General features: G+C 45.2%; 20 protein-coding genes. 18 read left to right on the top strand and 2 right to left on the bottom strand.

Annotation, left to right across the window (positions count from 1 at the left end; all coding sequences use genetic code 11):
• Nucleotides 1-80: 80 nt before the first annotated feature.
• Nucleotides 81-1,970, bottom strand: coding sequence for an Rqc2 family fibronectin-binding protein (locus tag H70737_RS11620; RefSeq protein ID WP_042187369.1), 1,890 nt, complete (start codon nucleotides 1,968-1,970; stop codon nucleotides 81-83).
• A gap of 293 nt (nucleotides 1,971-2,263) precedes the next feature.
• On the opposite strand from H70737_RS11620, the gene H70737_RS11625 reads away from it, so the two are divergent.
• The 5 genes from H70737_RS11625 (at nucleotide 2,264) to H70737_RS11645 (ending at nucleotide 10,137) form a co-directional block, all read left to right on the top strand.
• The gene (locus tag H70737_RS11625) at nucleotides 2,264-5,083 is read left to right on the top strand and encodes a calcium-translocating P-type ATPase, SERCA-type (RefSeq protein ID WP_042187372.1); all 2,820 of its coding nucleotides are present in this window, start codon (nucleotides 2,264-2,266) and stop codon (nucleotides 5,081-5,083) included.
• Nucleotides 5,084-5,174: 91 nt separating this feature from the next.
• Nucleotides 5,175-6,011 (top strand): diaminopimelate epimerase, encoded by an 837-nt coding sequence (gene dapF, locus H70737_RS11630; protein WP_042187374.1) that lies wholly within the window; start codon nucleotides 5,175-5,177, stop codon nucleotides 6,009-6,011.
• 138 nt (nucleotides 6,012-6,149) lie between these two features.
• Nucleotides 6,150-7,814, top strand: coding sequence for a spore germination protein (locus H70737_RS11635; protein ID WP_081951094.1), 1,665 nt, complete (start codon nucleotides 6,150-6,152; stop codon nucleotides 7,812-7,814).
• Complete coding sequence (locus H70737_RS11640) at nucleotides 7,804-9,018, top strand: Ger(x)C family spore germination protein (protein ID WP_042187376.1); 1,215 nt, start codon at nucleotides 7,804-7,806, stop codon at nucleotides 9,016-9,018. The genes H70737_RS11635 and H70737_RS11640 overlap by 11 nt, the downstream gene beginning before the upstream one ends.
• Nucleotides 9,019-9,036: 18 nt before the next feature.
• A complete protein-coding gene (locus H70737_RS11645) occupies nucleotides 9,037-10,137 on the top strand; it encodes a GerAB/ArcD/ProY family transporter (RefSeq protein WP_042187378.1) in 1,101 nt (366 codons plus the stop codon).
• On the opposite strand, the gene H70737_RS30700 is transcribed toward H70737_RS11645, so the two are convergent.
• Nucleotides 10,110-10,367, bottom strand: coding sequence for a hypothetical protein (locus H70737_RS30700; RefSeq protein ID WP_149644186.1), 258 nt, complete (start codon nucleotides 10,365-10,367; stop codon nucleotides 10,110-10,112). The two genes, H70737_RS11645 and H70737_RS30700, sit on opposite strands and share 28 nt — an antisense overlap.
• A 169-nt stretch (nucleotides 10,368-10,536) precedes the next feature.
• Here H70737_RS30700 and H70737_RS11650 point away from each other — a divergent pair, with 169 nt between their 5' ends.
• The 13 genes from H70737_RS11650 (at nucleotide 10,537) to pknB (ending at nucleotide 25,708) form a co-directional block, all read left to right on the top strand.
• Nucleotides 10,537-12,408 (top strand): bifunctional homocysteine S-methyltransferase/methylenetetrahydrofolate reductase, encoded by a 1,872-nt coding sequence (locus H70737_RS11650; protein ID WP_042187379.1) that lies wholly within the window; start codon nucleotides 10,537-10,539, stop codon nucleotides 12,406-12,408.
• A gap of 38 nt (nucleotides 12,409-12,446) precedes the next feature.
• Nucleotides 12,447-13,340 carry a YicC/YloC family endoribonuclease gene (locus tag H70737_RS11655; protein ID WP_042187381.1) on the top strand — a complete coding sequence of 298 codons (894 nt, stop codon included), beginning with the start codon at nucleotides 12,447-12,449 and terminating at the stop codon, nucleotides 13,338-13,340.
• 48 nt (nucleotides 13,341-13,388) lie between these two features.
• The gene (gene remA, locus H70737_RS11660) at nucleotides 13,389-13,649 is read left to right on the top strand and encodes an extracellular matrix/biofilm regulator RemA (RefSeq protein WP_006209218.1); all 261 of its coding nucleotides are present in this window, start codon (nucleotides 13,389-13,391) and stop codon (nucleotides 13,647-13,649) included.
• 19 nt (nucleotides 13,650-13,668) lie between these two features.
• Nucleotides 13,669-14,238: a guanylate kinase gene (gene gmk / locus H70737_RS11665; protein ID WP_042187383.1), complete on the top strand. Its 570-nt coding sequence runs from the start codon at nucleotides 13,669-13,671 to the stop codon at nucleotides 14,236-14,238.
• 52 nt (nucleotides 14,239-14,290) lie between these two features.
• A complete protein-coding gene (gene rpoZ, locus H70737_RS11670; RefSeq protein WP_036686188.1) occupies nucleotides 14,291-14,491 on the top strand; it encodes a DNA-directed RNA polymerase subunit omega in 201 nt (66 codons plus the stop codon).
• A gap of 229 nt (nucleotides 14,492-14,720) precedes the next feature.
• The gene (coaBC, locus tag H70737_RS11675) at nucleotides 14,721-15,956 is read left to right on the top strand and encodes a bifunctional phosphopantothenoylcysteine decarboxylase/phosphopantothenate--cysteine ligase CoaBC (protein WP_042187385.1); all 1,236 of its coding nucleotides are present in this window, start codon (nucleotides 14,721-14,723) and stop codon (nucleotides 15,954-15,956) included.
• Entirely contained in the window at nucleotides 15,956-18,487 is a 2,532-nt protein-coding gene (gene priA / locus H70737_RS11680) for a primosomal protein N' (protein WP_042187387.1), read from the top strand. Before coaBC ends, priA begins: the two co-directional genes overlap by 1 nt.
• A gap of 84 nt (nucleotides 18,488-18,571) precedes the next feature.
• On the top strand, nucleotides 18,572-19,057 hold the full coding sequence (def, locus tag H70737_RS11685) for a peptide deformylase (protein WP_042126884.1): 486 nt from the start codon (nucleotides 18,572-18,574) through the stop codon (nucleotides 19,055-19,057).
• Between the two features lie 4 nt (nucleotides 19,058-19,061).
• Complete coding sequence (gene fmt / locus H70737_RS11690) at nucleotides 19,062-19,997, top strand: methionyl-tRNA formyltransferase (protein ID WP_042187389.1); 936 nt, start codon at nucleotides 19,062-19,064, stop codon at nucleotides 19,995-19,997.
• 77 nt (nucleotides 19,998-20,074) lie between these two features.
• A complete protein-coding gene (gene rsmB / locus H70737_RS11695) occupies nucleotides 20,075-21,469 on the top strand; it encodes a 16S rRNA (cytosine(967)-C(5))-methyltransferase RsmB (protein ID WP_156113223.1) in 1,395 nt (464 codons plus the stop codon).
• A gap of 151 nt (nucleotides 21,470-21,620) precedes the next feature.
• A complete protein-coding gene (gene rlmN / locus H70737_RS11700; RefSeq protein ID WP_042187390.1) occupies nucleotides 21,621-22,661 on the top strand; it encodes a dual-specificity RNA methyltransferase RlmN in 1,041 nt (346 codons plus the stop codon).
• A gap of 6 nt (nucleotides 22,662-22,667) precedes the next feature.
• Nucleotides 22,668-23,441, top strand: a complete 774-nt coding sequence (locus H70737_RS11705; protein ID WP_042187392.1) for a Stp1/IreP family PP2C-type Ser/Thr phosphatase — start codon at nucleotides 22,668-22,670, stop codon at nucleotides 23,439-23,441.
• Nucleotides 23,441-25,708: a Stk1 family PASTA domain-containing Ser/Thr kinase gene (pknB, locus tag H70737_RS11710; protein WP_042187395.1), complete on the top strand. Its 2,268-nt coding sequence runs from the start codon at nucleotides 23,441-23,443 to the stop codon at nucleotides 25,706-25,708. The genes H70737_RS11705 and pknB overlap by 1 nt, the downstream gene beginning before the upstream one ends.
• The last annotated feature ends 12 nt before the right edge of the window (nucleotides 25,709-25,720 follow it).

A 25,720-nucleotide genomic window follows, 5' to 3' on the forward strand; every position in this document is an offset into this window, starting at 1 on the left:
CAATCAGTTGCACATAATATACTGAAAAACGAAAACCGGCTGTCATCCACAAATGGACGACAGCCGGTTCTTTTTGTTAATTAGCTTCTCAGCGTATTTGGAAGACTCTTAATGCGATTTTCATCTGGAGTGACAAACAATGTTTTCTGATGATCATAGATCACAAATCCGGGTTTCGAGCCACTCGGTTTGCGGACATGGCGGATTAGTGTGCAGTCTACAGGCACACTGCTTGACTGCTTCGCCTGACTGAAATAAGCGGCAAGCTGGGCGGCTTCTTCCAGTGTGGCATCTCCAAATTCCTCACTACGGATGACAACGTGAGAACCAGGAATATCCTTGGTATGCAGCCAAGTATCATTAGGTGAAGCCAGTCGATTAGTGACGTATTCGTTCTGTAAATTATTTTTTCCGACATAAATGTCGATGCCTTCAGACGAGGTGAAGACCTGCAATGTAGGTCTGGTTGCTTTTTTCTTTTTCTTGCCTTTTTTGCTTCGGTCGCGAAGATATCCTTGACTTACAAGCTCGTCGCGGATCTCTTCAATGTCATTCAATGAGGCATGGGCAAGCTGCTGAAGTAAACTTTCCATGTAGGATATTTCCTCATGGGTCTTAATCAGCTGCTCATTAATGACAAGGAGGCTGTTTTTATATTTGTTGTACTTTTTAAAATAACGTTGTGCATTATCCGATGGGCTTAATAAAGGGTCGAGTGGGATGACCATTTCTGCCTGATTTACGTCATAATAATTGACCAAAGAGGCTTCTTTATCTCCTTTGGACACGGCATGTAAGGACGCGAATAGCAATTCACCCCAAATACGATAGCGATCTGCGTCTTGCGCTTCGTCTAGATCCTTCTGTAGATTGGCAAGCTTCTTAACGTTTTTGCTACGTTCGTTGCTCAGGAAACGGATCAAATCACTTACCCGTTGCTTCACCGTATCACGTTCAGCTTTATCCCCGTAATAATCCTCCATGCACTCACTAATCGTGTTATATTGCTTCGCATTCTCATCCAATAGAGATAACGGAATCGCGGAAAAAATCATTTTCCCTTTCGCATTCGCACCTGAAACAGGAGAGAATTCGCAATTATGGACAGGTCCCATTACAGACTGGAAGGCGTCCCATAACTTTGTTGGAAATTCTGGTGCAGATCCCTGTGTATCACCTATCGCAAGGTCATTTCTGAGACGAAGAGCAATCTCTCCGGCAACAAGTGGACTCATTCCGCTGAAGGCATGCACCATCCAGCCTACCGGGTCAGCTGATGGGGAAGGACCGCCTGAGCCGTCAGGTTTCTGTTCAACCTCTTCTTTTGTAATCAGGTTGGCGAGCTCACCTTCAATGATTTCTTCCGGTTCGGCCTCCTTCTCATCTTCTTCCAGTAGAGCGGATTCTTCAGCAGCTGAGATCAAATTGAGAAATCGTTCTTTATCGATCTCCAGAGGGTTCAGCTTGTGTTGCTGAGGAGGCTCTGTGTAAGCGACACCGGGCATTACGATCCGGTAGCTGCTGATTGATGGAGTAACATGATGAATGCCGTCTATGATCGTTCCTGTGCCGAGCTCAGTAAGGATGATATTACTATGCCGTCCCATGAGCTCAATGATGATCTTTTTGGCAGAGACGTCTCCAAGCTCATCTCTAGTCTTAACATTTATGTGAATAATTCGTTCCATGCCTACCTGAGTGATACTCTCAATAGCCCCACCTTCACAATGCTTACGCATGAGCATGCAGAACATAGGTGCTTCTGACGGGTTTATGCTGCTTCTTTCTGTAAGATGCAGACGCGGATATGTCGGATTAGCAGAGAGCAATAGCTTGCCGCCGCCACCGGCACCCCGCAGGTTGAAGATAAGATCGTGATTGCTCGGTTGATATATTTTGCCTATACGCGCACCGATGAATGATTGCAGTTCGTGCACGATAGCTCGGGTAACAATGCCGTCTAATGCCATGATAAAGCTCTCCTGTCGACGTGAAATGAATTTCTGAAAATATAAGAAAGTATAAGTTTCACATCATACTTTATATCTTATATTTCTTGTTTAAACGCTTACCGCCCTTATAAGAACACCGAAGACGTTTAAGCTTACCTCTCTATGATGCCATACTTTGGGACATTCGTGCAAAAGGGGAATTGGTTAGGCGGTGATATTATTGGACGACCTTGAATACACTTGGTCATGAACAGGTGGAAAAGCTGTGCGCCGCCGGAAGTCAAGAAACGACCGGGAGGGAAAGAAAAGTCATGGAACAAAACAGTTGGCACCGGCTCGGTGCAGAAGAGCTGCAGAAAATGTTCAATGTCCATCCGAGGACGGGCCTCAGTGGAGAGGATGCCGCGGAGCGACGGAAGCAAAATGGGTATAACGAGCTGTCCGAAGGAAAGACCGTATCCCCGTTTACCCTGCTGTTGAACCAGTTTAAGGATTTCATGGTGCTTGTGCTTATGGGTGCGACGCTCGTATCCGGTTTGCTTGGCGAATATTTGGATGCCATCACGATCATCGCGATTATCCTTTTAAACGGAGCCCTTGGGTTTGTTCAAGAGTTCCGCGCCGAACGTTCGCTAAGAGCTTTAAAACAGCTCTCCGCACCTTCTGCCAAAGTACTGCGTGGGGGGAACAGCGAGGTTATTCCAGCAAAGATGTTAGTACCAGGTGATATTGTCTTGCTGGAGAGTGGTGATCGAATACCCGCGGATATACGATGGCTGGATTGCAGTTCTCTATATGTGGAGGAATCCGCGCTAACTGGGGAATCACTGCCTGTCTCGAAGCATTCGGATGTGATCCGCGCGGAGGAGATTCCGCTCGGCGATCAGAAGAATCTTGGGTTCATGGGCACAATGGTAACCAGGGGTACTGGTAAAGCTATCGTAATTCGTACGGGTATGGACACAGAGATGGGTAAGATTGCAGACCTGATCCAGAATACAGAGTCTCAGGAGACTCCCCTTCAGCATCGTCTCGAGCAGTTAGGGAAAATTTTGATCTATGTATCACTAGGTTTAACTATTGTAGTTGTAGCAGCCGGTATTTTACATGGACAGCCTGCCACAGCAATGTTCTTGGCCGGGGTAAGCTTGGCGGTCGCTGCGATTCCGGAAGGGCTTCCGGCCATTGTAACCATCGCACTTGCGCTGGGCGTGCAGAGGATGATCAAACGAAAGGCTATCGTTCGTAAATTACCTTCAGTGGAAACCTTGGGCTGCGCATCCGTCATCTGTTCGGACAAGACGGGTACATTGACTCAGAATAAAATGACGGTGACCCGATTATGGACGGGCGGACGTGGCCTTGAAGTAACAGGTGAAGGTTATGCTCCGAACGGACAGGTTCTGGAGAAAGGTAAACCGGTAGATCTCAAAAATGATCAAAGTTTAAGACGGATGCTACAGGTGGGTGCTTTGTGCAGTAATGCGGAGATTATTGAGACCTTTCCGACCGAAGTGCGAGGTAAGCGTAAAGGGAAGGATAAGGACATAGTAGTTGATAAATCTTCTGACAGCTCATCGATCTGGGAACTCAAAGGAGATCCAACGGAAGGAGCTCTAGTAGCGCTTTCAGGGAAGATGGGTTTGACTGCCCAGACGCTAGCCGTAACATACTCCCGTGAGAAGGAATTTCCTTTTGATTCCGAGCGGAAGTTAATGTCAGTTATTATTGGTCATCCCGGAGGACGGATGGTATGTACGAAAGGCGCGCCTGATGTGCTGCTTAATCGCTGTTCGTATATGCTCTGGGAGGGCGGTGTCGTGCCTTTAACGCCAACATTGCGGCAGAAAGTACTTGATGCCAATGAGCAAATGGCTTCAGGTGCACTTCGTGTCCTAGGTATGGCTTATCGTGATATGCGTCCAAGTGAAAATGTGGATAGTGAAAAGGATGCGGAGTGCCAACTTGTCTTTATCGGATTGGCTGGAATGATTGATCCGCCACGGCGTGAAGTTCGCGATGCCATTAGCGTCACACGCCGAGCAGGAATTAAGACTGTGATGATTACTGGGGACCATGGAACGACTGCAGAGGCCATTGCTCACCAATTAGGAATTCTGCAACGTGGGGGCACAGTATTAACAGGGGCTCAACTGACTCGGATGGATGATGATGAGCTGGATAAAGTATCGGATAATGTGTACGTATTCGCCCGCGTATCTCCAGAGCATAAGCTTCGTATCGTGAAGTCTTTGCAGCGCCGTGGTCATGTTGTGGCTATGACCGGAGACGGAGTCAATGATGCTCCAGCCATCAAAGCGGCAGATATAGGAATATCTATGGGGATCACCGGAACAGATGTGACCAAGGAAGCATCTTCATTAGTGCTAGGGGATGACAACTTCTCAACCATTGTTGCTGCCATTGAAGAGGGTAGAAACATCTATGAGAACATTCGTAAATTCATTCGATACCTGCTCGCATCAAATGTAGGGGAAATCTTGACCATGTTCTTTGCCATGATGCTCGGTCTGCCTCTGCCATTAGTGCCTATTCAAATTTTATGGGTCAACTTGGTGACAGACGGACTGCCAGCGATGGCGCTTGGTGTTGACCAGCCTGAGAAGGACTTAATGGAGCATAAGCCGCGTGGTGCAAAGGAAAATATCTTTGCCCGTCGTTTAGGGTGGAAGATCATAAGCCGTGGATTTTTAATCGGTTTATGTACGTTAGGAGCATTTTGGCTAACCTTACGTGTAGCACCAGAAAATCCAGCGCAGCTGATTCGAGCACAGTCCGTAGCTTTTGCGACACTCGTTATGGCTCAGTTGATTCATGTCTTCGATTGCCGCAGTTCTCGTTCGGTGTTCCATCGAAATCCGTTCCAGAATAAGTACCTAGTTCTTGCTGTTTTGTCATCCGTGATTTTGATGCTGGCTGTTATGTATATTCCATTTCTCCAGCCCGTCTTCAAAACAGTGCCGCTTAATTTCCGTGAATGGTGTCTAGTATTCGTAACAGCGGGAATTCCGACCTTCTTGATGGGGGCTGGCAGTGTTTGGGGCGGTAAACGAAATCGAGGTCGTAGCGGCAGTAATTCGATGATAAAAAGTACAAAAATTTCGGCATAAAGTTAATAGTAACGCTCCATTCCTAAAGGTATACTTGTTGCAGTAAATAGCTCGTATCTAACTTAACATAACCTTTAGGAGTGGACTTTCAATGGAATTTACAAAAATGCACGGTCTAGGCAATGACTTCATCGTAGTTTTCGGCGAGCAAGAGCTACCAAGTAATGCAGCGGATCTTGCTGTAACGTTATGCAATCGATTCTTCGGAATTGGTGCGGACGGACTTGTATACATCCTTCCGTCTGAACGCGGCGATTACATGATGCGCATTATGAATTCTGATGGCTCGGAAGCAGAGCAGTGCGGAAATGCCATTCGCTGTGTATCCAAATATGTCTACGATCATGGCTTGGTAAACTCCGAGCAGATTGTTATTGAAACGATTGGTGCCGGAGAACAAAAGGTTACCTTGAATGTAAAAGACGGTGTAGTGGAAACTGTAACGGTTGATATGGGTGAACCTGTATTGTCCGGTCTTCAAATTCCGGTAGCTATTGATGCAGAACCCGTGCTCTCAGAGCGGATTGAATCGGATGGAACCGAATTTAAGTTTACTGCAGTATCTATGGGTAATCCTCATTGCGTTATTTATGTAGAAGATGCCGTATCTTTCGATCTAGCGACATGGGGACCTAAGCTAGAGGTACATCCATTGTTCCCGAGAAAGGTAAACGTTGAGTTCGCGACGGTTCTGGATCGAGGCAGAGTAGATATGCGGGTATGGGAACGCGGAGCTGGACCAACACTTGCTTGTGGGACTGGAGCTTGCGCAACTTTAGTGTCTTCTGTGCTCAATGGTCTGACGGACCGGGCAGCTTGGATTAGTCTAAAGGGTGGCGATCTCTATATTGAATGGAACGAAGAGGATAACCATGTGTATATGACAGGTCCTGCTGAGGTTGCATTCACAGGTAGTGTAGCCATTTAGAAAAATACTTAAGAAGGCAGCCCAAGAGAATCTCTTGGGCTGCCTTCTTGTGTTTCCACATCCTTACGACTTTATGTAGCCGAATAATGGAAGGGATAACCGAGAATAATACCTCTAAGATTGAAAAAAGGGGGGACCTTGTTGAACATAAACGGGATAAACAGAAGAAACAAATCCGCTAAGGAACAACAAGGAGCCTCAGTTCATGAAGATACTCGAATTCCGAGGCTTACCGATGATTTGGACCAAACGCTCGACCAAATAGATAATGAGTTGGGTCATAGTCCTGATCTCAAAATTCGTCAGGTAAAGATCGGAGGTGAGAGCCCCGTTCAAGCAGCAGTGATTCATCTTAATGGTCTTGTCAACAAGGAAACGGTCGATGAATTCGTAATCGGTTCGTTACTCGGAATTACAGACGAAATGCTCAAAGAGAACATCTCTGCAACAAATGATCTTAAGGAATTCGTATTGAACCGTGCTTTGGAAATAGGTCAAGCACAGCTGCAAGAGGAGTGGAATGAGGTTCTACTGGCGATCCTTTCTGGCAAAACGGTCATTCTGATTGAAGGTTATGACAGTGCAATTGTGTGTGAGACCGAGGGAGGAGAAGCTCGCTCCGTCAGCGAACCATCCACCCAGCTAGTCGTGCGAGGCCCAAAGGATAGTTTTGTTGAATCTGTAGCTACGAACATTTCCTTGATTCGGAGAAGAATTAAGTCTTCTAAGCTAAGACTAGAACATTTAAAGATCGGAAAGGTAACTCACACAGATGTGGCCCTCATGTACATTAAAGACAATGCAGACGAGAAGTTGGTAGAAGAGGTGAGAAATCGGCTACAACAGATTAATGTCGATGCCATCATGGAATCCGGTTATATTGAAGAACTAATTCAGGATAAAACCTTCACACCTTTTCCAACCATTAATAATAGTGAACGGCCTGACGTTGCAGCGACGAACCTATTAGAGGGTAGGGTTGTGATCATTATAGATGGCACCCCGTTTGTATTGATTTTGCCTGCGGTATTTACACTGTTTTTTCAGTCTGCCTCGGATTATGCTCAAAGGTTCGATATTGCAATTCTCATGCGTCTTGTTCGATATATCAGTTTTATTGTACTAATTCTTGGACCTTCCGTTTATATAGCGTTAACCACTTACCATTATGAGATGATTCCTACAACCCTGTTAATCAATCTATTATCACAACGTGAAAATGTACCTTTCCCTGCTTTTGTGGAGGCAATCCTGATGGAAGGAGCGTTCGAGATCATTAGAGAGGCTGGAGTAAGAATGCCGCGTGCAGTAGGACAGACAGTATCCGTTGTTGGTGCTCTTATTTTGGGACAGGCAGTAGTAGAAGCAGGAATCATCACACCGGTTATGGTTATTGTAGTAGCGCTGACAGGGATTGCGAGCTTTGCTATACCTGCTTATAACATGGCGATAGCAGGTAGAATTATCCGTTTCGGATTTTTAGTGCTGGCCGGTATGTTTGGTTTTTATGGGATTACTTTAGGCTTAATTGTTTTGCTTGCACATATGAATAGTCTGCGTTCATTCGGTGTCCCTTATCTATCCCCTATTGTGCCTATATCCTCACATGGTCAAAAAGATGCGTTCTTAAGACTGCCCTTATGGGCTTTGAGAACGGAGCAAGTTTCTACAACAAAGAGGCAAGAAGGCATTTCGGAAGGAAAGAAGATCTCAACAGGACATGAACAGAATATTTCTCCTAAAATCCTTGAAAAATCTACTGGGGCAGAGCATCCAAAAAAAGGAGCGCAGGATGAAGAGTAATCGCACTATTTTTATTGGGGTTGTCCTGCTATGTTTATTGATATTTCTCAGTCTTACAGGCTGCTGGGACAGTGTGGAGCTAAATAGAAGGGCAATCGTTTCTGGAGTGGCTATTGATAGAGGTCCTACAGATGAGGAAAAATATGTATTATCTTTTCAGATTATAATTGCTGACGAAATCTCTGGCGAGAACGCCAGAGGTACTTCGCCAGTCGTAGTATATAAAGGCAGTGGACGTACAATGTTTGAAGCGTTGGCTAATGCCTCGCGTCAGACTGCGCGCTTCTTGTCCTTAGGACATATCCGAGTGATCGTTATTTCGGAAAAGTTTGCTCGCGAAGGTATCAAAGATATGATGGATGTCCTAGAAAGAGAGAGTGAAACTAGGCTAACCAGTTTTATTTTTATATCAAAGGGACAGCCGGCGGTAGATAGTATGACGACCATGACTACGTTTGGCAAAATACCCGCCAATGATCTAGTGGAGAAGCTGCAGACGACCTCTAAACAGTATGGATATAATTACCGGATGGAAGTAGACGATATAATTCGTGGTATTCAAATTCCAGGTGGTGGGCCTATCGTCAATGGGGTAATGGTAACAGGCGAATTGGACAAAAAAGATAATAACGACAGTTTGAAAAATATAGATCCTGAGGCCATTCTTAGAGTTACAGACTTCGCTGCATTTAAAGAGGACAAGCTGATAGGCTGGCTACGAGGTGATGAAGCTATAGGCACTGCCCTGCTAAAGAATAAAATCACACAAATTCCAGTAGTGGTTTCGATTGGTGAGGATGAATATGTAGCGTTCATCGTGTATTTATCTCAGGTACATATTCATGCTGATGCGAAGGACGCCGAGCATCCGGTAATCACAATAAATATCACTGAGCAGGCAGGTTTAAAAGAATCGCCTAATGCTTTGGATTTGACAGATCCCAAGGTCTTAAATAATCTTTCGGAACTTCTAGAACAGAGTATCAATGATAAGTTACATGCAGCTGTCTCAGCAGCCCGTTTGTTAAAAAGCGATTACCTTGGATTTGGTGAAGTTGTAGAACGAGAGAATCCGCGGGGGTGGAAGCAAGTAAAAGATCATTGGGATAGCATATTTGCAACCTGTGAGATCAAGTTTAATGTGGATATAGTTATTCGGCATACCGACATGCGGAGTGATTCTTTTCAGTCCAAAAAGAAATGAAAATTTAGGAGGGCAGCTATGGGAAATATAAAAATAGGACTACTTCAATTTTTCACCCTGACAGTGTTGTTTGAACTAGGGACGGCGCTGGTAGTAAATCTTGGAATGGAGTCTGATAAGGATGCTTGGATTTCCATATTGCTGGGGAATTTGATAGGATTAATTGTTTTTGCAGGATATGCCTATCTTTATAGAAAGTTTCCGAATCTGCCCCTTACGGCATATCTCCGGCAACTATTTGGTAAATATGTGGGTTCGTTGATATCCATAGCTTATATCGTGATATTTCTTAATTTGGCTGGTCGTGATCTGCGAGATGGTAGCTCTATGCTAGTTATGGCTACTATGCACAGGACGCCGTTATTCATTGTAGCGATGTTAATGGTATTATCTAGTGCTTATGTATTGCATAAAGGAGTAGAAGTGCTGTCCCGAACTTCGTTGGTGTTTGCGGTGATTGTGATATTAATCGGTTTATTTTGTTCGAGCATGTTAATGTTCTCGGGCTCCATTAATTTGAACCGTTTGCTCCCTGTTTTTGAGAATGGAATTAAGCCAATTGTTTCTTCTGTTTTACATCAAAACTACATTTTCCCTTTTGGTGAAATGATCTGTTTTACTATGCTTATGCCCTATCTGAATAACGTTAAAAAAGGTCCTTGGGTAATCGCAGCGGGCATATTTGTATCAGGTATACTGTTAAGTATGACCATGGCCTTAAATATATCGGTGCTTGGTACAGATATTGTCAGGCGTTCTCCGTTCCCCTTAATGCCTACGATCAGTAAGATCTCTATCTCCGATTTTATTCAACGTGTGGATATTCTAATTGTCATGGTGCTAATAATAGGTGTTTTTTTCAAATTGTCTGTTTTTTTTGCAGCAGCACTTATTGGGATTTCAGATTTGTTCAAGATTCCTTACCGAAGAATGGTGTATCCGGTAGCTCTAATAATCCTGTTCAGTTCGATGCTGAACGCACGGAGCTTCACAGAGCATATTGAAGAGGGAGGGAAACTGCTATATACGGTCTTTCCCTTCTTTATGGTGTTGATTCCATTGCTCCTAATTATTATTACAGCGATAAGAAGTCACAGTTCCCCTCCTCGTTCTGGTTGATGCCCCGTGTTCCAGGCTAGGATATCGGGAATAATCAGACAGAGTAACAAAATACAAGCAGCGACTTTCTCAGAGGGGGTATATAGCAAGTAATTTAGAATATAACCGATATTGCCCAGACCATACCCGTACATCCAATCTCCCAAATACAGAAATAATAGGCAGAGAATACATAGAAGTAGAATTACAGTGTATTTTCGGATCAGAAGCTTTCTTGTTTTTTTCTTCACTTAAACACCCCTTTAATTTTTTTAACGTTAGTATGAGGCTTTTAATACTTGTTCATGCATACCACTGGGGGGGATTGCTTTTCTTATGAAAGCTTATCATCCATAGCGATTTATGTTACATTAGTATGAAACTAAAGTAGAACCTAATGTGACAGGGGAGGATCTTGCAGTGAAGCCGGATTTACGTTCCGCATGGGGAAACAAAGTATTGGTTGGAGACGGAGCGATGGGTACCTATTTATATCAGAAGGGTTTCCCTGTCGGCATTTCCTACGAAGAATTAAATTTGACCTCTCCGGGGGTTATCGAAGATGTCCATCGCAGCTATATCGATGCAGGAGCAGTGCTGCTAGAAAGCAACACCTTCTCAGCGAATTTTGACAGGCTGTCCAAATATGGTTTGGAGTCCAAGGTTGAAGAAATTAATCGCGCCGGAGTAAGAATCGCTCGTAAAGCTGCTGGAGATACAGGTTATGTATTAGGTGCTGTAGGCTCTATTCGCGCCGGTAAGCGTGCAAATCTCTCATCGACAGAGTTGAAGAAGTATTTTACACAGCAGATTACAGCTTTGTTAGAAGAAGAAGTAGACGGCATTATGCTAGAAACCTTCTACGATGTCGAGGAACTGCATCTTGCACTAAGAACAGTACGTAAACATAGTACTCTCCCAGTCATTTGCCAATTTGCTGTGGATGAATCGGCACGAACATTAGATGGATTGACGTTACCAGAGGCTTTCCGGATCTTAGAAGGTGATGGAGCGGATATCATCGGATTTAACTGTAATACTGGCCCGAATGGAATTAAGAGAGCACTAAAAGCGGTACAAGGCAATCTTATTCTGCCTATCTCGGTCTATCCGAATGCGGGCGTTGCGGATTATGTAGACGGAGAATATCGGTATGGAGCCTCACCGGAATATTTCGGACAAATGGCAGTTACTTTTGCAGAAATGGGTTGCAGAATTATTGGGGGCTGCTGTGGTACTACTCCGCAGCATATTGCTGAAATTTCTTCCGCATTGAAAGATTACGTACCTCAGCCACTTCCAGAACCGACGCTTCCGACTGTGGAGCGTGTATCTTTGCAGGAGCATTTTGGCGAAGATGAGGGAAGAGATGGTCGTGAGCCGAACCTGGTTGATCTAGTCAAGGAACGTCATACGGTTATCGTTGAGCTTGATCCACCTCGTGATTTGGATATCGGCAAGTTCATGAAGGGTGCAGAAGCGTTGAGAAGAGCAGGTGCGGATGCGCTGACACTCGCCGATAACTCACTGGCTGTTACACGGATGAGCAATATGGCTTTGGGCCATTTGGTGCATGCTAAAACTGGACTCCGTCCACTAGTGCATATTGCTTGTCGCGATCGCAATCTGATTGGTACCCAATCGCATTTGATGGGTTTTGATGCGCTAGGAATTGATCATGTGTTAGCGGTGACTGGAGATCCAGCGAAATTCGGAGATCTTCCCGGCTCAAGTTCGGTTTACGACTTAACCTCTTTTGAAATTATTCGTATGATTAAGCAGTTGAATGATGGTATTTCCTTCTCAGGTAAACCTTTGAAGCAGAAAGCGAATTTTGTTATCGGTGCTGCCTTTAACCCGAATGTTAAACATTTAGATAAGGCCGTGCAGCGACTGGAGAAGAAAATTGCCTCTGGTGCAGATTATATTATGACTCAGCCTGTCTATGATCAGGAGCTTATCGTAAAGATCGCTGAGGCAACTGCACATCTGGATATTCCCGTGTTTATTGGTGTGATGCCATTGGCTAGTGGGCGTAATGCAGAGTTCCTGCATAACGAGGTTCCGGGAATCCAGCTTACGGATGATGTCCGGAATCGCATGAAGGGACTTGAAGGGGAAGCGGGAAGAGCAGAAGGGGTCGCCATCGCCAAGGAATTGCTAGATGTTGCAACTGCCCATTTCAATGGAATCTATTTGATGACACCGTTTATGTTCTATGATATGAGTACACAGTTGATCGAGTATGTATGGGAGAAATCAGGACGTAAATTGTCCCCCTTGTTTCGCTAGTAATAATCAATTACAATAGTGTAATGGATGTGATTCCGTTGTCATTTAGCATGACCGGATACGGTCAATCGTCCCTGCAATTCGGCGGCTACAAGATTATGTTCGAAGTGAAATCGGTGAATCACCGATACTGCGAAGTTGTACTGCGGATGCCCCGGGATTGGACGGGTTATGAGGATGTGCTGAGAAGAAAGGTTCAGCAGCACGTCAAACGGGGAAGGATAGATGTTACCATCAATAGAGAGCACGATGAGTCGTCTTCCGGACCGGTTCTGAATCGCTCTACTGTCATGACTTATCTTAAGGCAGCAGATCAGCTTAAGAACGAGTATGGTTTGTCCGGTGAGTTGACTCTACGTGATATACTTTCTATACCCGGTATTATGGAAAGCAAAGATGAGGCTGCGGGTGCCGTGTCCGCGGCCTTAGAAGACTACTCTGAAATGTTGGAGACGGGACTTGAGCAGAGTTTGCAGTCTCTGCTAGAGATGCGCGCCCGTGAAGGCAGTTTTCTAGCCGCTGATATTGAACAGCGTCTCAATCATCTCGAATCCATGCATGCTGAAATGGTAGAACTTGCACCTGTTGTAATCATTGAATATCGTGACAAGCTTCGTCATCGATTAAATGAGTTAAATGATGGGACGTTCGCTTTTGATGAGCATAAATTCGGGATGGAAATCGCTATTTTTGCAGATCGCTGTAATATTGATGAAGAGTTGACCCGGTTGTATAGTCATTTCGAACAATGCAGAACCCTCCTGAAGGGGAAAGGACCGGTAGGACGCAAGCTGGATTTTCTCATTCAGGAGATGAACCGGGAGACGAATACAATCGGATCGAAATGTAATCATTTAACACTCGTGGGTCTTGTGCTAGACATGAAAGCTGAGCTGGAGAAGATTCGTGAACAAGCGGCAAACATAGAGTAACCGGGAACAGGCAATAGCATAGAACTTTATGGGGGGAACTACCGGAACATGGCAATCAAACTTATCAACATTGGCTTTGGGAATATTGTGTCCGCCAATCGCATTATTTCCATCGTCAGTCCGGAATCTGCACCGATCAAACGTATTATCCAGGAGGCTCGAGATCGACATATGTTGATCGACGCCACCTATGGCCGACGGACTCGTGCCGTAATCATTACAGATAGTGATCATGTCATTCTGTCGGCTGTACAGCCGGAGACTGTAGCGCATCGCTTATCCAGTAAAGATGACGACAACGACGAATAACAACTAAATGGAGTGTATTATGTCAAAAGGATTGCTCATCATATTATCCGGACCTTCCGGCGTGGGTAAAGGTACTGTATGTACTGCGCTACGACCGAAGATGCCCGAACTTGTCTACTCAGTTTCTGCTACTACTCGTTGTCCGCGTGCGGGTGAGGAAGACGGCGTGAATTATTTTTTCAAAAGCAAAGAGGAGTTTTCGGCTATGATAGAAGCCGATCAACTGCTTGAATATGCGGAGTACGTAGGTAATTTTTACGGTACTCCACGTGATTTTGTAGAGAGAACTCTCAATAGCGGCAAAGATATTATTCTCGAAATTGAGGTTCAGGGAGCTCTCAAAGTTAAAGAAAAATTTCCTGAAGGTATTTTTGTGTTCCTTCTTCCACCTTCTATGGATGAGCTGAAGGACCGCATACGCGGACGGGGTACGGAACATCCAGATGTGATCGATCACCGCATGACTGTAGCGGAGGATGAGATTAATCTAATGCAGCATTATGATTATGCTGTTGTAAATGATGAGATTGATCTGGCCTGTAAGAGAATAGAAAGCATTATTATCGCCGAACATTGTAAAGTTAGATAATGAATGCTGCAAGGCTGAAGGTATTACCAGTAAACTATGAAGAGGTGTCCCTGTGCTATATCCATCAATTGATGAAATGATGACCAAGGTTGACAGTAAGTATTCGCTCGTTGTAGCCGCAGCACGTCGTGCTAGACAATTGCGTGAGGGTGGCAAGACAGATGTGAAGAACCCTAGATCGCATAAATTTGTCGGTGTTGCTCTTGAGGAAATTTACGAAGATCGCATTACGCTTACCCGTGGTGAAGAGTAGTCTCAAGTTTATTTAGATATGACCTTTTGTAGAAACGGATACCGCCTATTTGTTATTAGGCGATGCCGTTTCTTCTTGGGTTATGGAGCAATTATGGGTCTTTAATGAATGCTGATAGCCCAAGACCGGGCTGTTTCTGACAACCGGAAGGTTGTTATTTTTTTCTCAAAATATAAGTAGTTTAAGAAATAGATCATTCGTTGTAAGAGAAGGGAACAGGGGGGAGATCATGTTGAAGAGCTTGAAGGGGAAGACTATTTTACTTGGGATTACAGGGGGAATTGCCGCTTACAAAGCAGCAGCCCTGACCAGTAAGCTTGTCCAAAAAGGAGCCGAGGTTCATGTCATTATGACAGCTTCGGCAAAGCAGTTCATTACAGAATTAACTCTACAGTCACTGTCGAAGCAACGAGTATATAGCGATACATTCCAGGAACGGGACCCATCCTCCATCTCGCATATTGATTTGGCTGATTCGGCGGACCTTGTGATAGTAGCACCAGCAACTGCAAATATTATTGCTAAAATGGCGCACGGAATTGCGGATGATATGTTATCCACAACGTTACTCGCTACTACTGCACCTATAATGGTGGCACCGGCTATGAATGTTCATATGTATCAGCATCCCGCTGTAATTAGCAATTTGGATACCCTCGCTAAACGAGGTATTCAGTTTATTGAGCCTGGAGAAGGTCTGCTGGCATGTGGTTACGTGGGTAAAGGACGTTTAGAGGAACCAGAGACTATTGTAAGTTATGTTGAGGATTTTTTTGCGTTGCAAGAAAGTGTGAAGTCTAGTCCACTCAAGGGTAAAAAGATCGTCATCACAGCTGGTGGTACAGTAGAACGGATTGATCCGGTACGCTATATCTCTAATGATTCCTCCGGTAAGATGGGTTTTGCATTGGCACGTGCTGCACGTGCAATGGGTGCTGAGGTTACCTTGATTGCTGCGCGAACAGATGAAGCGCCTCCGCAGGACCCGGATATGAATGTCATTCGTGTTCAATCTGCACAAGAGATGTACGATGCGGTTACTGCTCAGTGGGATAGCTGCGATATCATGATCAAGGCGGCTGCTGTATCGGATTACCGGCCTAAGCAAAGTGAGCCATCCAAAATTAAAAAAAATGGAGATACACTGACTCTTGAGCTTATAAAAACAACGGATATTCTGGAAACGCTAGGTAAGAACAAAGACAAGCAGTTCTTGATCGGCTTTGCTGCGGAGACGGGAAACACAGAATTTTATGCAAAGGACAAGCTAGTCCGCAAAAACTGCGATCTCATTGTTGCAAACAATGTAGCGGCTGCAGGAGCCGGATTCGGATCGGATACGAATATTGTATCGATTTATGATGTAGATGGATTGGTGCTCGAATTGCCACAATTGTCTAAGGATGAGGTCGCTCGCCGCTTGCTGACGCTCGTGGCAGAGCGGATTACTGGAGCTTCATTATAATGGATATTGCCAAGGTCATTGTGGATGTGCCTGTACGCAGCACTGACCGGCCATTTGATTATAGTATTCCAGAATCACTAAAGTTATGGATTGAAGTGGGCAGCCGAGTAGCGGTCCCGTTTGGACACCGCACGGTGCAAGGCTTTGTCGTTTCTCTGGAGTCAGGTGAAACAGTAGTGAATCCTGGTCTTAAGGCTATTCAAGAGGTGCTGGATTTACTTCCACCTTTATCTCCTGAATTAGTTGAGCTAGCGGACTGGATGAGTAAAAGATATGCATGCAGACGAATTTCAGCCCTGCAAGCGATGCTGCCCACTGCTCTAAAAGGGAAGGCAGAACGACTGATTTCGCTAGGAGATGTGGAAGAAGAAGCAGCATTTTCTGATGATGAATTATTCCCTATGTTTGCAGATACAGGGAATGAGGAACGACTAATTACTGAGTTTATTGGACGTAATGGCGAAGTTTCCATGAAGCAGCTCACCCGTGCATTTCCGGAGGCTGCGGAGACGGTGAAGTTCATGCTAAGACGTGGAGTTCTTGTAGAGAGCCAATCGATTAAAGATAAAATGGGCAAGAAGAAGCTAAAAGCAGTAGATCTTGCGATAGGGATTACGGCTGCTCGTGAGGCGTTGAATAAATTCCCCAAAAAGTCCGCGCGACAGAAGGAAGTGCTTAGCTTTCTGATTGAAAGGGAAGCTACACTCCCAATGGCGCTTAAGGAAGTCTTGTCTGCACTTCAAGTGACGGCAAGCACCGTGAAGGGTTTAGAGGAAAAAGGCTTTATCGAAATCAGTGAAATCGAAGTCTATCGCGACCCTTATCAAGGACGTGATTTTAAGCCTACTACGCCTCTGCCACTTACAGCAGAACAAGAGATTGTATACACACGTATTTCACGAACGCTAGAAGAACAGCTCCATGAAGTTTTTCTGTTACATGGCGTTACGGGGAGCGGTAAGACAGAAATCTATTTGCAATGTATCAAACGTTGTCTGGATCAGGGTAGACAGGCCGTAGTGCTCGTCCCAGAAATCGCATTAACGCCGCAGATGGTGGAGCGCTTTAAAGGGCGCTTCGGAAGTGGTGTCGCGGTAATGCATAGCCGATTATCTGTTGGCGAACGTTACGATGAGTGGCGCAAAATCCGTGAAGGAAAGGCTACGGTTGCCGTTGGCGCCCGTTCAGCGGTGTTTGCCCCGTTCTCTAACCTAGGTTTGATTATTATGGATGAAGAGCATGAAACTTCATATAAGCAGGAGGAAAATCCGAAATATCATGCCCGTGATGCAGCGATTCGCAGAGCCGAACAGTGTGGGGCATCCGTGATTTTAGGCTCCGCCACGCCTTCGTTAGAAAGCTATCATGCTGCCAGAGCGCAGAGTGATATTCATTTTTCACCAGTCCTTCTAGAGATGCCTACCCGCGCGCTTGGTAACGAACTACCGAAGGTAAATGTCGTGGATATGCGGGAAGAGCTTAAAGAAGGTAATCGCTCAATGTTCAGTCGAAAGCTTCATGCTGCATTGGCTGAAAGACTGGAACGTGGAGAACAGACCGTGTTATTGCTTAACCGTAGAGGTTTCTCGACGTTTATTATGTGCCGGAGTTGCGGATATGTAGCAGGCTGCCCCGAGTGTGATATTTCATTAACGTACCATAGTCGTAGTGACAATTTGCGTTGTCATTATTGTGGTCATGCTGAACCAGCACCTAAACTTTGTCCAGAGTGTGGAAGTGAGCATATCCGTTTCTTCGGAACGGGGACGCAGCGGGTGGAAGAAGAGCTTGGTAAGTTGTTCCCTGGGATACGGGTGATTCGTATGGACGTGGATACAACGACAGAAAAAGGTTCGCATGAGAAGCTGCTGAATCAATTCAGAGACAAAAAAGCGGATGTTCTGCTAGGCACTCAGATGGTAGCAAAAGGTTTGGATTTTCCTGACGTAACTCTTGTTGGCGTAATTACAGCAGATTCAGCGTTGAACCTGCCCGATTTTCGTGCAGCGGAGAAGACCTTCCAATTGCTTACACAAGTTGCTGGAAGAGCAGGTCGGCATCAACTTCCGGGTGAGGTCGTTGTTCAGTCCTATACACCAGAGCATTATTCTATTATTCATGCTAGCGGGCATGACTATCTCTCTTTTGTAAGGGAAGAGCTGAAGCATCGCAGAGGGCTACATTATCCACCTTATTGCAGACTGATACTCGTTACATTATCCCATGAGCAGTTACCGCTACTACTCCGGATGGCAGAGAATTACGCTATGAATCTGCAGGGGAAGGCCAGAAATCTAAGATGGTATGGGAGTCTAGATAAGCTAACCACGGATGTACTAGATCTGTTAGGTCCCGTAGCTTCTCCAATCCCTCGCTTAAAGGGTAGATATAGATTCCAATGTATGATAAAATGGCGCGGCGCCATCGATGTGATAGGGCTTGTTCGACAAGTGGCTGAGGAGTTGGAGGATTCTGTACGGGATACAGGGCTTCAGATCAGCATTGATGTTGATCCGCAAATGTTGATGTAAATCGTTATCATGTTACAATGTAAAAAAAGAGCTAGATCAATAAACTCTAAATATAGAGATGTACAGAACGGGAAGGTGTTTTTAATGGCGATACGTATGATCGTTAAGGAACCGGATGAAGTGTTGCACAAAATAGCAAAAGAAGTAACTGTAGTTACACCTAATGTTAAAAAATTGTTAGATGATATGGCTGATACGATGTATGACGCTGAAGGTGTAGGGCTGGCAGCTCCGCAAGTTGGTATTTTGAAGCGCCTAATTGTGGTGGATGCAGATGAAGAGCACGGGCTTATCAAAATGATTAATCCGGAAATCATCGGTACAGAAGGGGAGCAGCTAGGACCTGAAGGATGTCTTAGTATTCCCGGATTGAATGGTGATGTACGCCGTGCAGAGACAGTAACCGTACGTGGTCTTAACCGTGAGGGAAAAGAAATTACCATTACCGGCAGTGGTTTACTTGCACGGGCTTTTCAACATGAGATTGACCATCTGAACGGAGTACTGTTTACCGATATCGCTGAGAAAGTATACGAGATGACAGCTGAACGCAATGAGACTGAGGAGTGAGGATATGAAGATTGTATTCATGGGAACCCCAGCCTTTGCGGTACCAAGCTTGCAAATGCTGATGGATGAAGGCTATGAAGTTGTAGCAGTCGTCACCCAACCAGATCGACCGCAAGGACGTAAAAAGATCTTGGCTCCTTCACCAGTTAAAGAAGCCGCATTATCTCTCGGTTTACCTGTGCTCCAGCCTGAACGGATGCGCAAACCTGAGGCTGTCGCAGAGCTAGCTGTATATGAGCCTGACCTGATTGTTACAGCTGCTTATGGTCAAATTTTGCCTAAAGCTGTATTGGATTTGCCGCGTAATGGTTGTGTGAATGTTCATGGTTCACTACTTCCTAAATACCGGGGTGGCGCACCGATTCAACGTAGTATCATTAACGGTGAGAAGGTTACCGGCGTTACCTTGATGTATATGGCTGCAGGACTTGACACTGGAGATATGATCTCACGCGTCGAGGTGGCTATCGAGGATGAGGATACTTCCGGCACGATGTTCGAGAAGCTTAGCCTTGCTGGACGTGATCTTTTGAAGTCTGAAATGCCGCGATTAGTAAACGGCCTTGTTCAAGCGACTCCGCAAGACGACAGTCAAGCGACCTTTGCTCCTAACCTAAATCGTGAGGATGAGCGTTTGGATTGGAACGCTGGCTCACGTGATAACTATAATCGAATTCGTGGATTAGTACCTTTTTCCGGTGCGTTTACGCTTTGGAATGGAGAGACCTTCAAAGTATGGGCTTCAAAAATTCCTGCTGAGCAGAAATCATCTGATAGTGCGCCAGGAACGGTACTTTCGGTCACTGAACATGGTGTCGAGGTTAAGACAGGAGACGGAAGTCTGCTGCTAACTACGGTTCAACCTGCGGGTAAAAAAGCGATGAGCGCTGCGGATTTTAGCCGTGGCGGTGTCATGAAACCAGGGATGGTGCTAGGTTGAGCGCGGGTGGTAACGGTGCGGGCCGATCAGGAGTAAGTCATAACTCTGGTAATAAAAATAGTAACGATCATAAAGCAGTGAGTGGTAAAAAGGGCGGTAGCGGAAATAAAGGTAAAGCTGCTACAGCTTCTTCCCGCGATATCGCTCTCGATATCCTGGTTAAAGTCGAACAACAAGGGGCTTACAGCAACTTATTGCTGAACAGCAGTCTGCAGAAGTCTGCACTCAGCAGAGAAGATGCTGGACTAGTTACAGAGCTTGTCTATGGTACCATCTCTCGGATGAATACACTTGATTATGTGCTCGAGGAATTTGTTAGCAAAGGGATCGCTAAATTGCAGCCCTGGGTGCGTAATTTACTGCGTCTAAGCTTATATCAAATTATGTACCTGGATCGCATACCATCTCATGCAGCTGTAAACGAGGCTGTTAATATAGCTAAGAAAAAGGGCCATCAAGGAATTTCGGGTATGGTTAATGGCGTGCTTCGTAGTGTGCTGCGCGCTGGAAATCTGCCGATAATACCTGATGGATTGGGTCCTGCGAAACGGATATCTATTCAGTATTCCCATCCTATATGGTTAGTGAAGCGCTGGATTACGGAGTATGGTGTTGACACTGCGGAAGCTATTTGTGCTGCTAACAATGAGCCACCCGCTGTCAGTGTACGCGTAAATACTACGATGATTAGCCGTGAAGCCCTATTGAGTCAGATGATTGAACAAGGTCTGCAAGCTTCTGCTTCTGAAGTAAGTCCTTATGGTATTGTTGTAAAAGGCGGAGGTAATCTGGCTCTTTCATCCTGGTACCGGGATGGATATCTATCTGTTCAGGATGAAAGCTCCATGCTTGTAGCTGAAGCTGTTGCACCTGAGCCTGGAATGAGAGTGCTTGATTGCTGCGCCGCGCCTGGGGGTAAAACGGCCCACATGGGCGAGCTGATGAAAGATGAAGGATCTATTTTCGCTAACGACCTTCATCCACATAAAGCTAAGCTTATCTCGGATCAAGCTGCAAGGTTAGGTCTCGAAAGCGTAGTAACAGGCAGTGCAGATGCACTGGAGCTGGAGCATACCTTAGAACATCATTCCTTCGATAGAATTCTTTTGGACGCGCCTTGCTCTGGGCTTGGTGTAATCCGCCGTAAGCCAGATCTCAAATGGCGTAAGCAGCCTGAGGATGTTGCAAGTGTAGCATCACTGCAGGGTCAGCTGCTGCAGTCGGTTTCTAAACTGTTGAAACCGGGTGGTGTTCTGGTTTATAGTACCTGTACGACTGAACAAACGGAAAATAGTGAGGTCGTAGCTGCCTTTTTGAAGCAAAATCCTGATTTCACTTCTATAACATTTGCTTCCCCGCTGTGGGGGAGATTGGAAGGTACTGCGCTGGCTGCAGGTGAGGGGATTCAGTTATTGCCACATCATTATGGCAGTGATGGGTTCTATATCTCCAAGCTTCAAAGAGTCTTGTAATATAGCAAATTTACTGACAATCGTTGTATCTTCCGCCCGCCGGGCTAACGTACGGCGGGCTATTTCTTTTACCGTCTCTGAAATTTGTGTTAAAATAGGAAGAATGAGAAATAATACGCATATCCTTATGAAAGAACAGGTGCTAATAATAATGAAACCTTTAATATATGATTTTTCTTTAGAAGAGTTACAGCAGTGGGCGAAAGATAACGGTGAGCCTGCTTTTCGTGGTGGACAGATTTTTGACTGGTTGTATGTAAAACGTGTAAGTGACTTCGAATCCATGAGTAATTTGTCTAAAGGACTTCGTCAGAAGCTGAACGAGCAATTCTCCATTGCAGCGCTCACTGAGATTACTAAAATGGAATCGAAAGATGGAACAGTAAAATTCCTGTTTGGATTGCATGATGATCATGCGATCGAGACAGTTATCATGAAACATAATTATGGAAATAGCGTTTGTGTAACAACTCAAGTAGGCTGCCGAATCGGCTGTACCTTCTGTGCCTCTACGCTTGGTGGATTGAAACGTGATTTGACAGCGGGTGAAATTGTAGCTCAGGTTGTACGCTCTCAACAGATCTTGGATGAGCGGGGTGAACGTGTCAGCAGTATTGTTATCATGGGTACTGGTGAGCCGTTTGAGAACTATGATGCAACAATGAGATTCTTGCGTCTTATGATTCATGAGAAAGGTCTAAATATCGGACAACGGCATATTACTGTTTCCACAAGCGGGATTGTGCCGAGCATTTATAAATTTGCAGAAGAAGATACACAAATAAATTTGGCGATTTCGATTCATGCACCTAACGACAAACTGCGTTCGAAGCTAATGCCAGTTAACCGCCGCTTTCCGTTTGATGATGTGATTGAATCTTTACGTTATTATCAAGCTAAGACGGGGCGACGGGTCAGCTTTGAGTATGCATTGATCGGCGGGGTGAATGATCAGCCGGAGCATGCTGAGGAATTAGCAGGTGTGCTTAAGAACATGCTGTGCCACGTCAATTTGATTCCAGTAAACCACGTGCCAGAGCGGAAATATGTACGTACTTCACGCAATGATATCTTTGAGTTTCAACGTATTTTGGCTGACAACGGCGTGAATGTTACCATTCGCCGTGAGCAAGGCCATGATATCGCGGCCGCATGCGGACAGCTGCGTGCCAAACATATGGAGTTGGGGTGAGGATATTTGATCAGAACAGTTCATGCCAGCGATATTGGCCGAGTGCGCTCTGTCAATGAGGATTCGGTCTGGATCGGCGCGACGCGCCACGGTTATACACTCGGCATAATTGCCGATGGGATGGGTGGACATCAGGCTGGTGAAACCGCGAGCAGGCTTGCTTTGGAGACGATGAGGAATACCCTAGACGGGCTCCTGCCTGAGCTTCAGGACGAAGCACTGCGTGATGCGTTATCAGCTGCTATTTTGGAAGCTAACAGCACTGTCTTCAAGGAGGCTTCCAGCAACGATAAGTACCACAATATGGGTACTACTGTCGTTGCTGCCCTGATGAATGGTTCAAACGGATATATTGGCCATATCGGAGACAGCAGAGCCTATTTAATAAAGGACAGTGCAGCAGTTCAATTAACCGAAGATCACACGCTAGTCAATGAGCTGTTCAAGAACGGTCAGATCAGTGTGGAGGAATTAGATAATCATCCGAGACGGAATGTGCTGACGAGAGCACTTGGAACAGATGCTGAGGTGCTGGTTGATTTAGCCCCTGTTACCTTGCTACCTGGGGAACTTTTGCTTCTCTGCAGTGATGGTTTAAGTAATTTTGTTAACAATGAGCATTTGGGCAAGGTAGCGGGAATACATGAGATACCGTTAGAGGAAAGAGCGGACCGCTTACTTCAGTTGGCACTGCTTGCTGGCGGCGGCGATAATATTAGCGTCGCTTTGTTAGAACATCATGGAGAGGCCGCTGTGCCCGAAACAAAGGAGTGGGATTGATGATCGGTCACGAACTGGGCGGCCGTTACCAAGTCATCGAACGGATCGGCGGAGGTGGAATGGCGCTCGTCTATAGAGCACATGACATTCTTTTAAACCGAAACGTCGCCATCAAAGTATTGCGTAATCAATTTGTTCATGACGAGGAATTTATCCGCCGTTTTAGGCGTGAGGCGCAATCAGCTGCATCTTTGTCTCATCCGAATGTGGTTAGTATTTACGATGTAGGACAAGAAGACGAAATTCATTATATTGTCATGGAATATATTGAGGGCAAGAATCTTAATGAAATTATAAAAGAACGAGCGCCATTACAGGTTGACGAGTCCGTAAGGATCGCTTCACAAATCTGTGATGCACTTGATCACGCTCATCAGAATCAAATTATTCATCGGGATATTAAACCACATAATATATTGATCGGGCGCAATGGCCGGGTGAAGGTAACGGATTTCGGTATTGCTCGTGCGGTAACATCTACTACCATTACTCAGACAGGCTCTGTAGTAGGTTCCGTTCATTATTTCTCACCAGAGCATGCCAAAGGTGTCTCAACAGGAGAGAAATCCGACCTGTATTCATTAGGGATTGTACTCTATCAAATGCTTACCGGAAGTCTTCCATTCTTAGGGGAGAGTCCGATTAGCGTAGCTCTAAAGCATCTGCAAGAAGAGTTTGAAGAGCCAAGGCTCATAAATCCACTTATTCCGCAAAGCGTTGAGAATGTAATTCTAAGATCGATGCGTAAAAATCCGGAAGAGCGTTATCAGTCTGCAAAGCAAATGCTGCAGGATTTAGAAACCTGCTTGTTGCCTGAGCGCCGTAGTGAAGCAAAAGTTCTTTTTAACGATGAGGAAGACGAGGATCGAACGCGGGTAATACCAGCGATTAAACCGATCCAAAGAAGCAATGGAAATCGTAATCATCGCCACGACCGGATGGATAATGATGAAGATGATGATGACGATCCGGTACCTGTGAAAAAAGGTAAAAAACAATGGACTAAACCTGCATTATGGATTGGTTTAACTTTAGTGTTACTGCTGGCTATGGCCAGTCTCGTGTGGTACGTTAAATCCCAATTAGTTGTTCCTGAGGTATCGGTTCCTTACGTGGTCGGTAAACAGCTGGAACAAGCGAAGACTGAACTTGAGGATTTGGGGCTTGAGGTTGCTGATCCTATACTGTATGACTACAGTCCGAATTTCGAAGAGAATGTGGTCATGAAGCAAAGTAGGGAAAAGGACGCCAAAGTGAAAAAGGGAGCCTCCCTAATACTAACTGTGAATACGGCGAAACCATTAACTAAGATGCCAGATGTTACAAATTTAAGCTTTGACGAAGCGGTTAAAGCGCTGATGGCAAAGGGTGTACCCCAGAATCAAATTAAGAATGAACCTCTCTTCGATGAAAATACGGCGGTGGGTAAGGTTGTAAAATCAGACCCAGCCTTTGACAGCGAGTTTGATCCTGAGTCGGTTTCAATCATCCTCTACGTTAGCAAAGGAGAAGAAAGTGTCACGATGCCAGACCTCATCGGTAAGACGGAGAGTGAAGCTAAGGCGCTTTTGGAAGAATCCAAACTGGTCCTCGGAGATGTAAAGGAAGAATCCAGCTTCACAGTTGATGAAGGTAAGGTAACGAAAACTTGGGCTTATGAGAAAGGTACCTCTGTTCCACCTGGAACAGCGATTACGATTTACTTAAGTACAGGTTATCCACCTGAAGCCCTGAATTATACCTTTAATGTACCAGTAGCTCCTGCACAGGATGGAAAGAAGAGCAAGATTCGAATTGAGTTCGTTGATGCGCGCAATAATGGTGAGAAACAAGATTGGGGAACGCGTACCATTGGAAAGAGCCAAGTGCTGTCCGTTAATCTAGTGCTTGCTCCGAATAAAGATGGCTCTGTTATTGTTACCCGAGATGGTGTGCTTTTAGACACTTATGTGATTCCATATATTGATGCGAAGAATGGCACGGTGCAAGAACCTGAACCACCGACGATTCCGACTCCGCAGCCGACTCAGACACCGATAGATCCTACACCTACTGCTGAACCGACCATTGAGCCTGAGATCCTGCCTCCAAGTTCAGACAACGAAGGGTCTACTAATACTGGATCAGCCAATCAGACGGGATTCCTTACTAACAATTCGGTGAATAATGAATCGACCAATAGTGGTAACAACAAGAACAGTAATAAAAATGGTGACAAGCATAATAATAAAAACAAAGACAAATCTAAAGATAAAAGCGATAACTAATCAGGACAGAAG

The sequence above is a fragment of the Paenibacillus sp. FSL H7-0737 genome, assembly GCF_000758545.1.
Lineage (GTDB): Bacteria > Bacillota > Bacilli > Paenibacillales > Paenibacillaceae > Paenibacillus_AQ.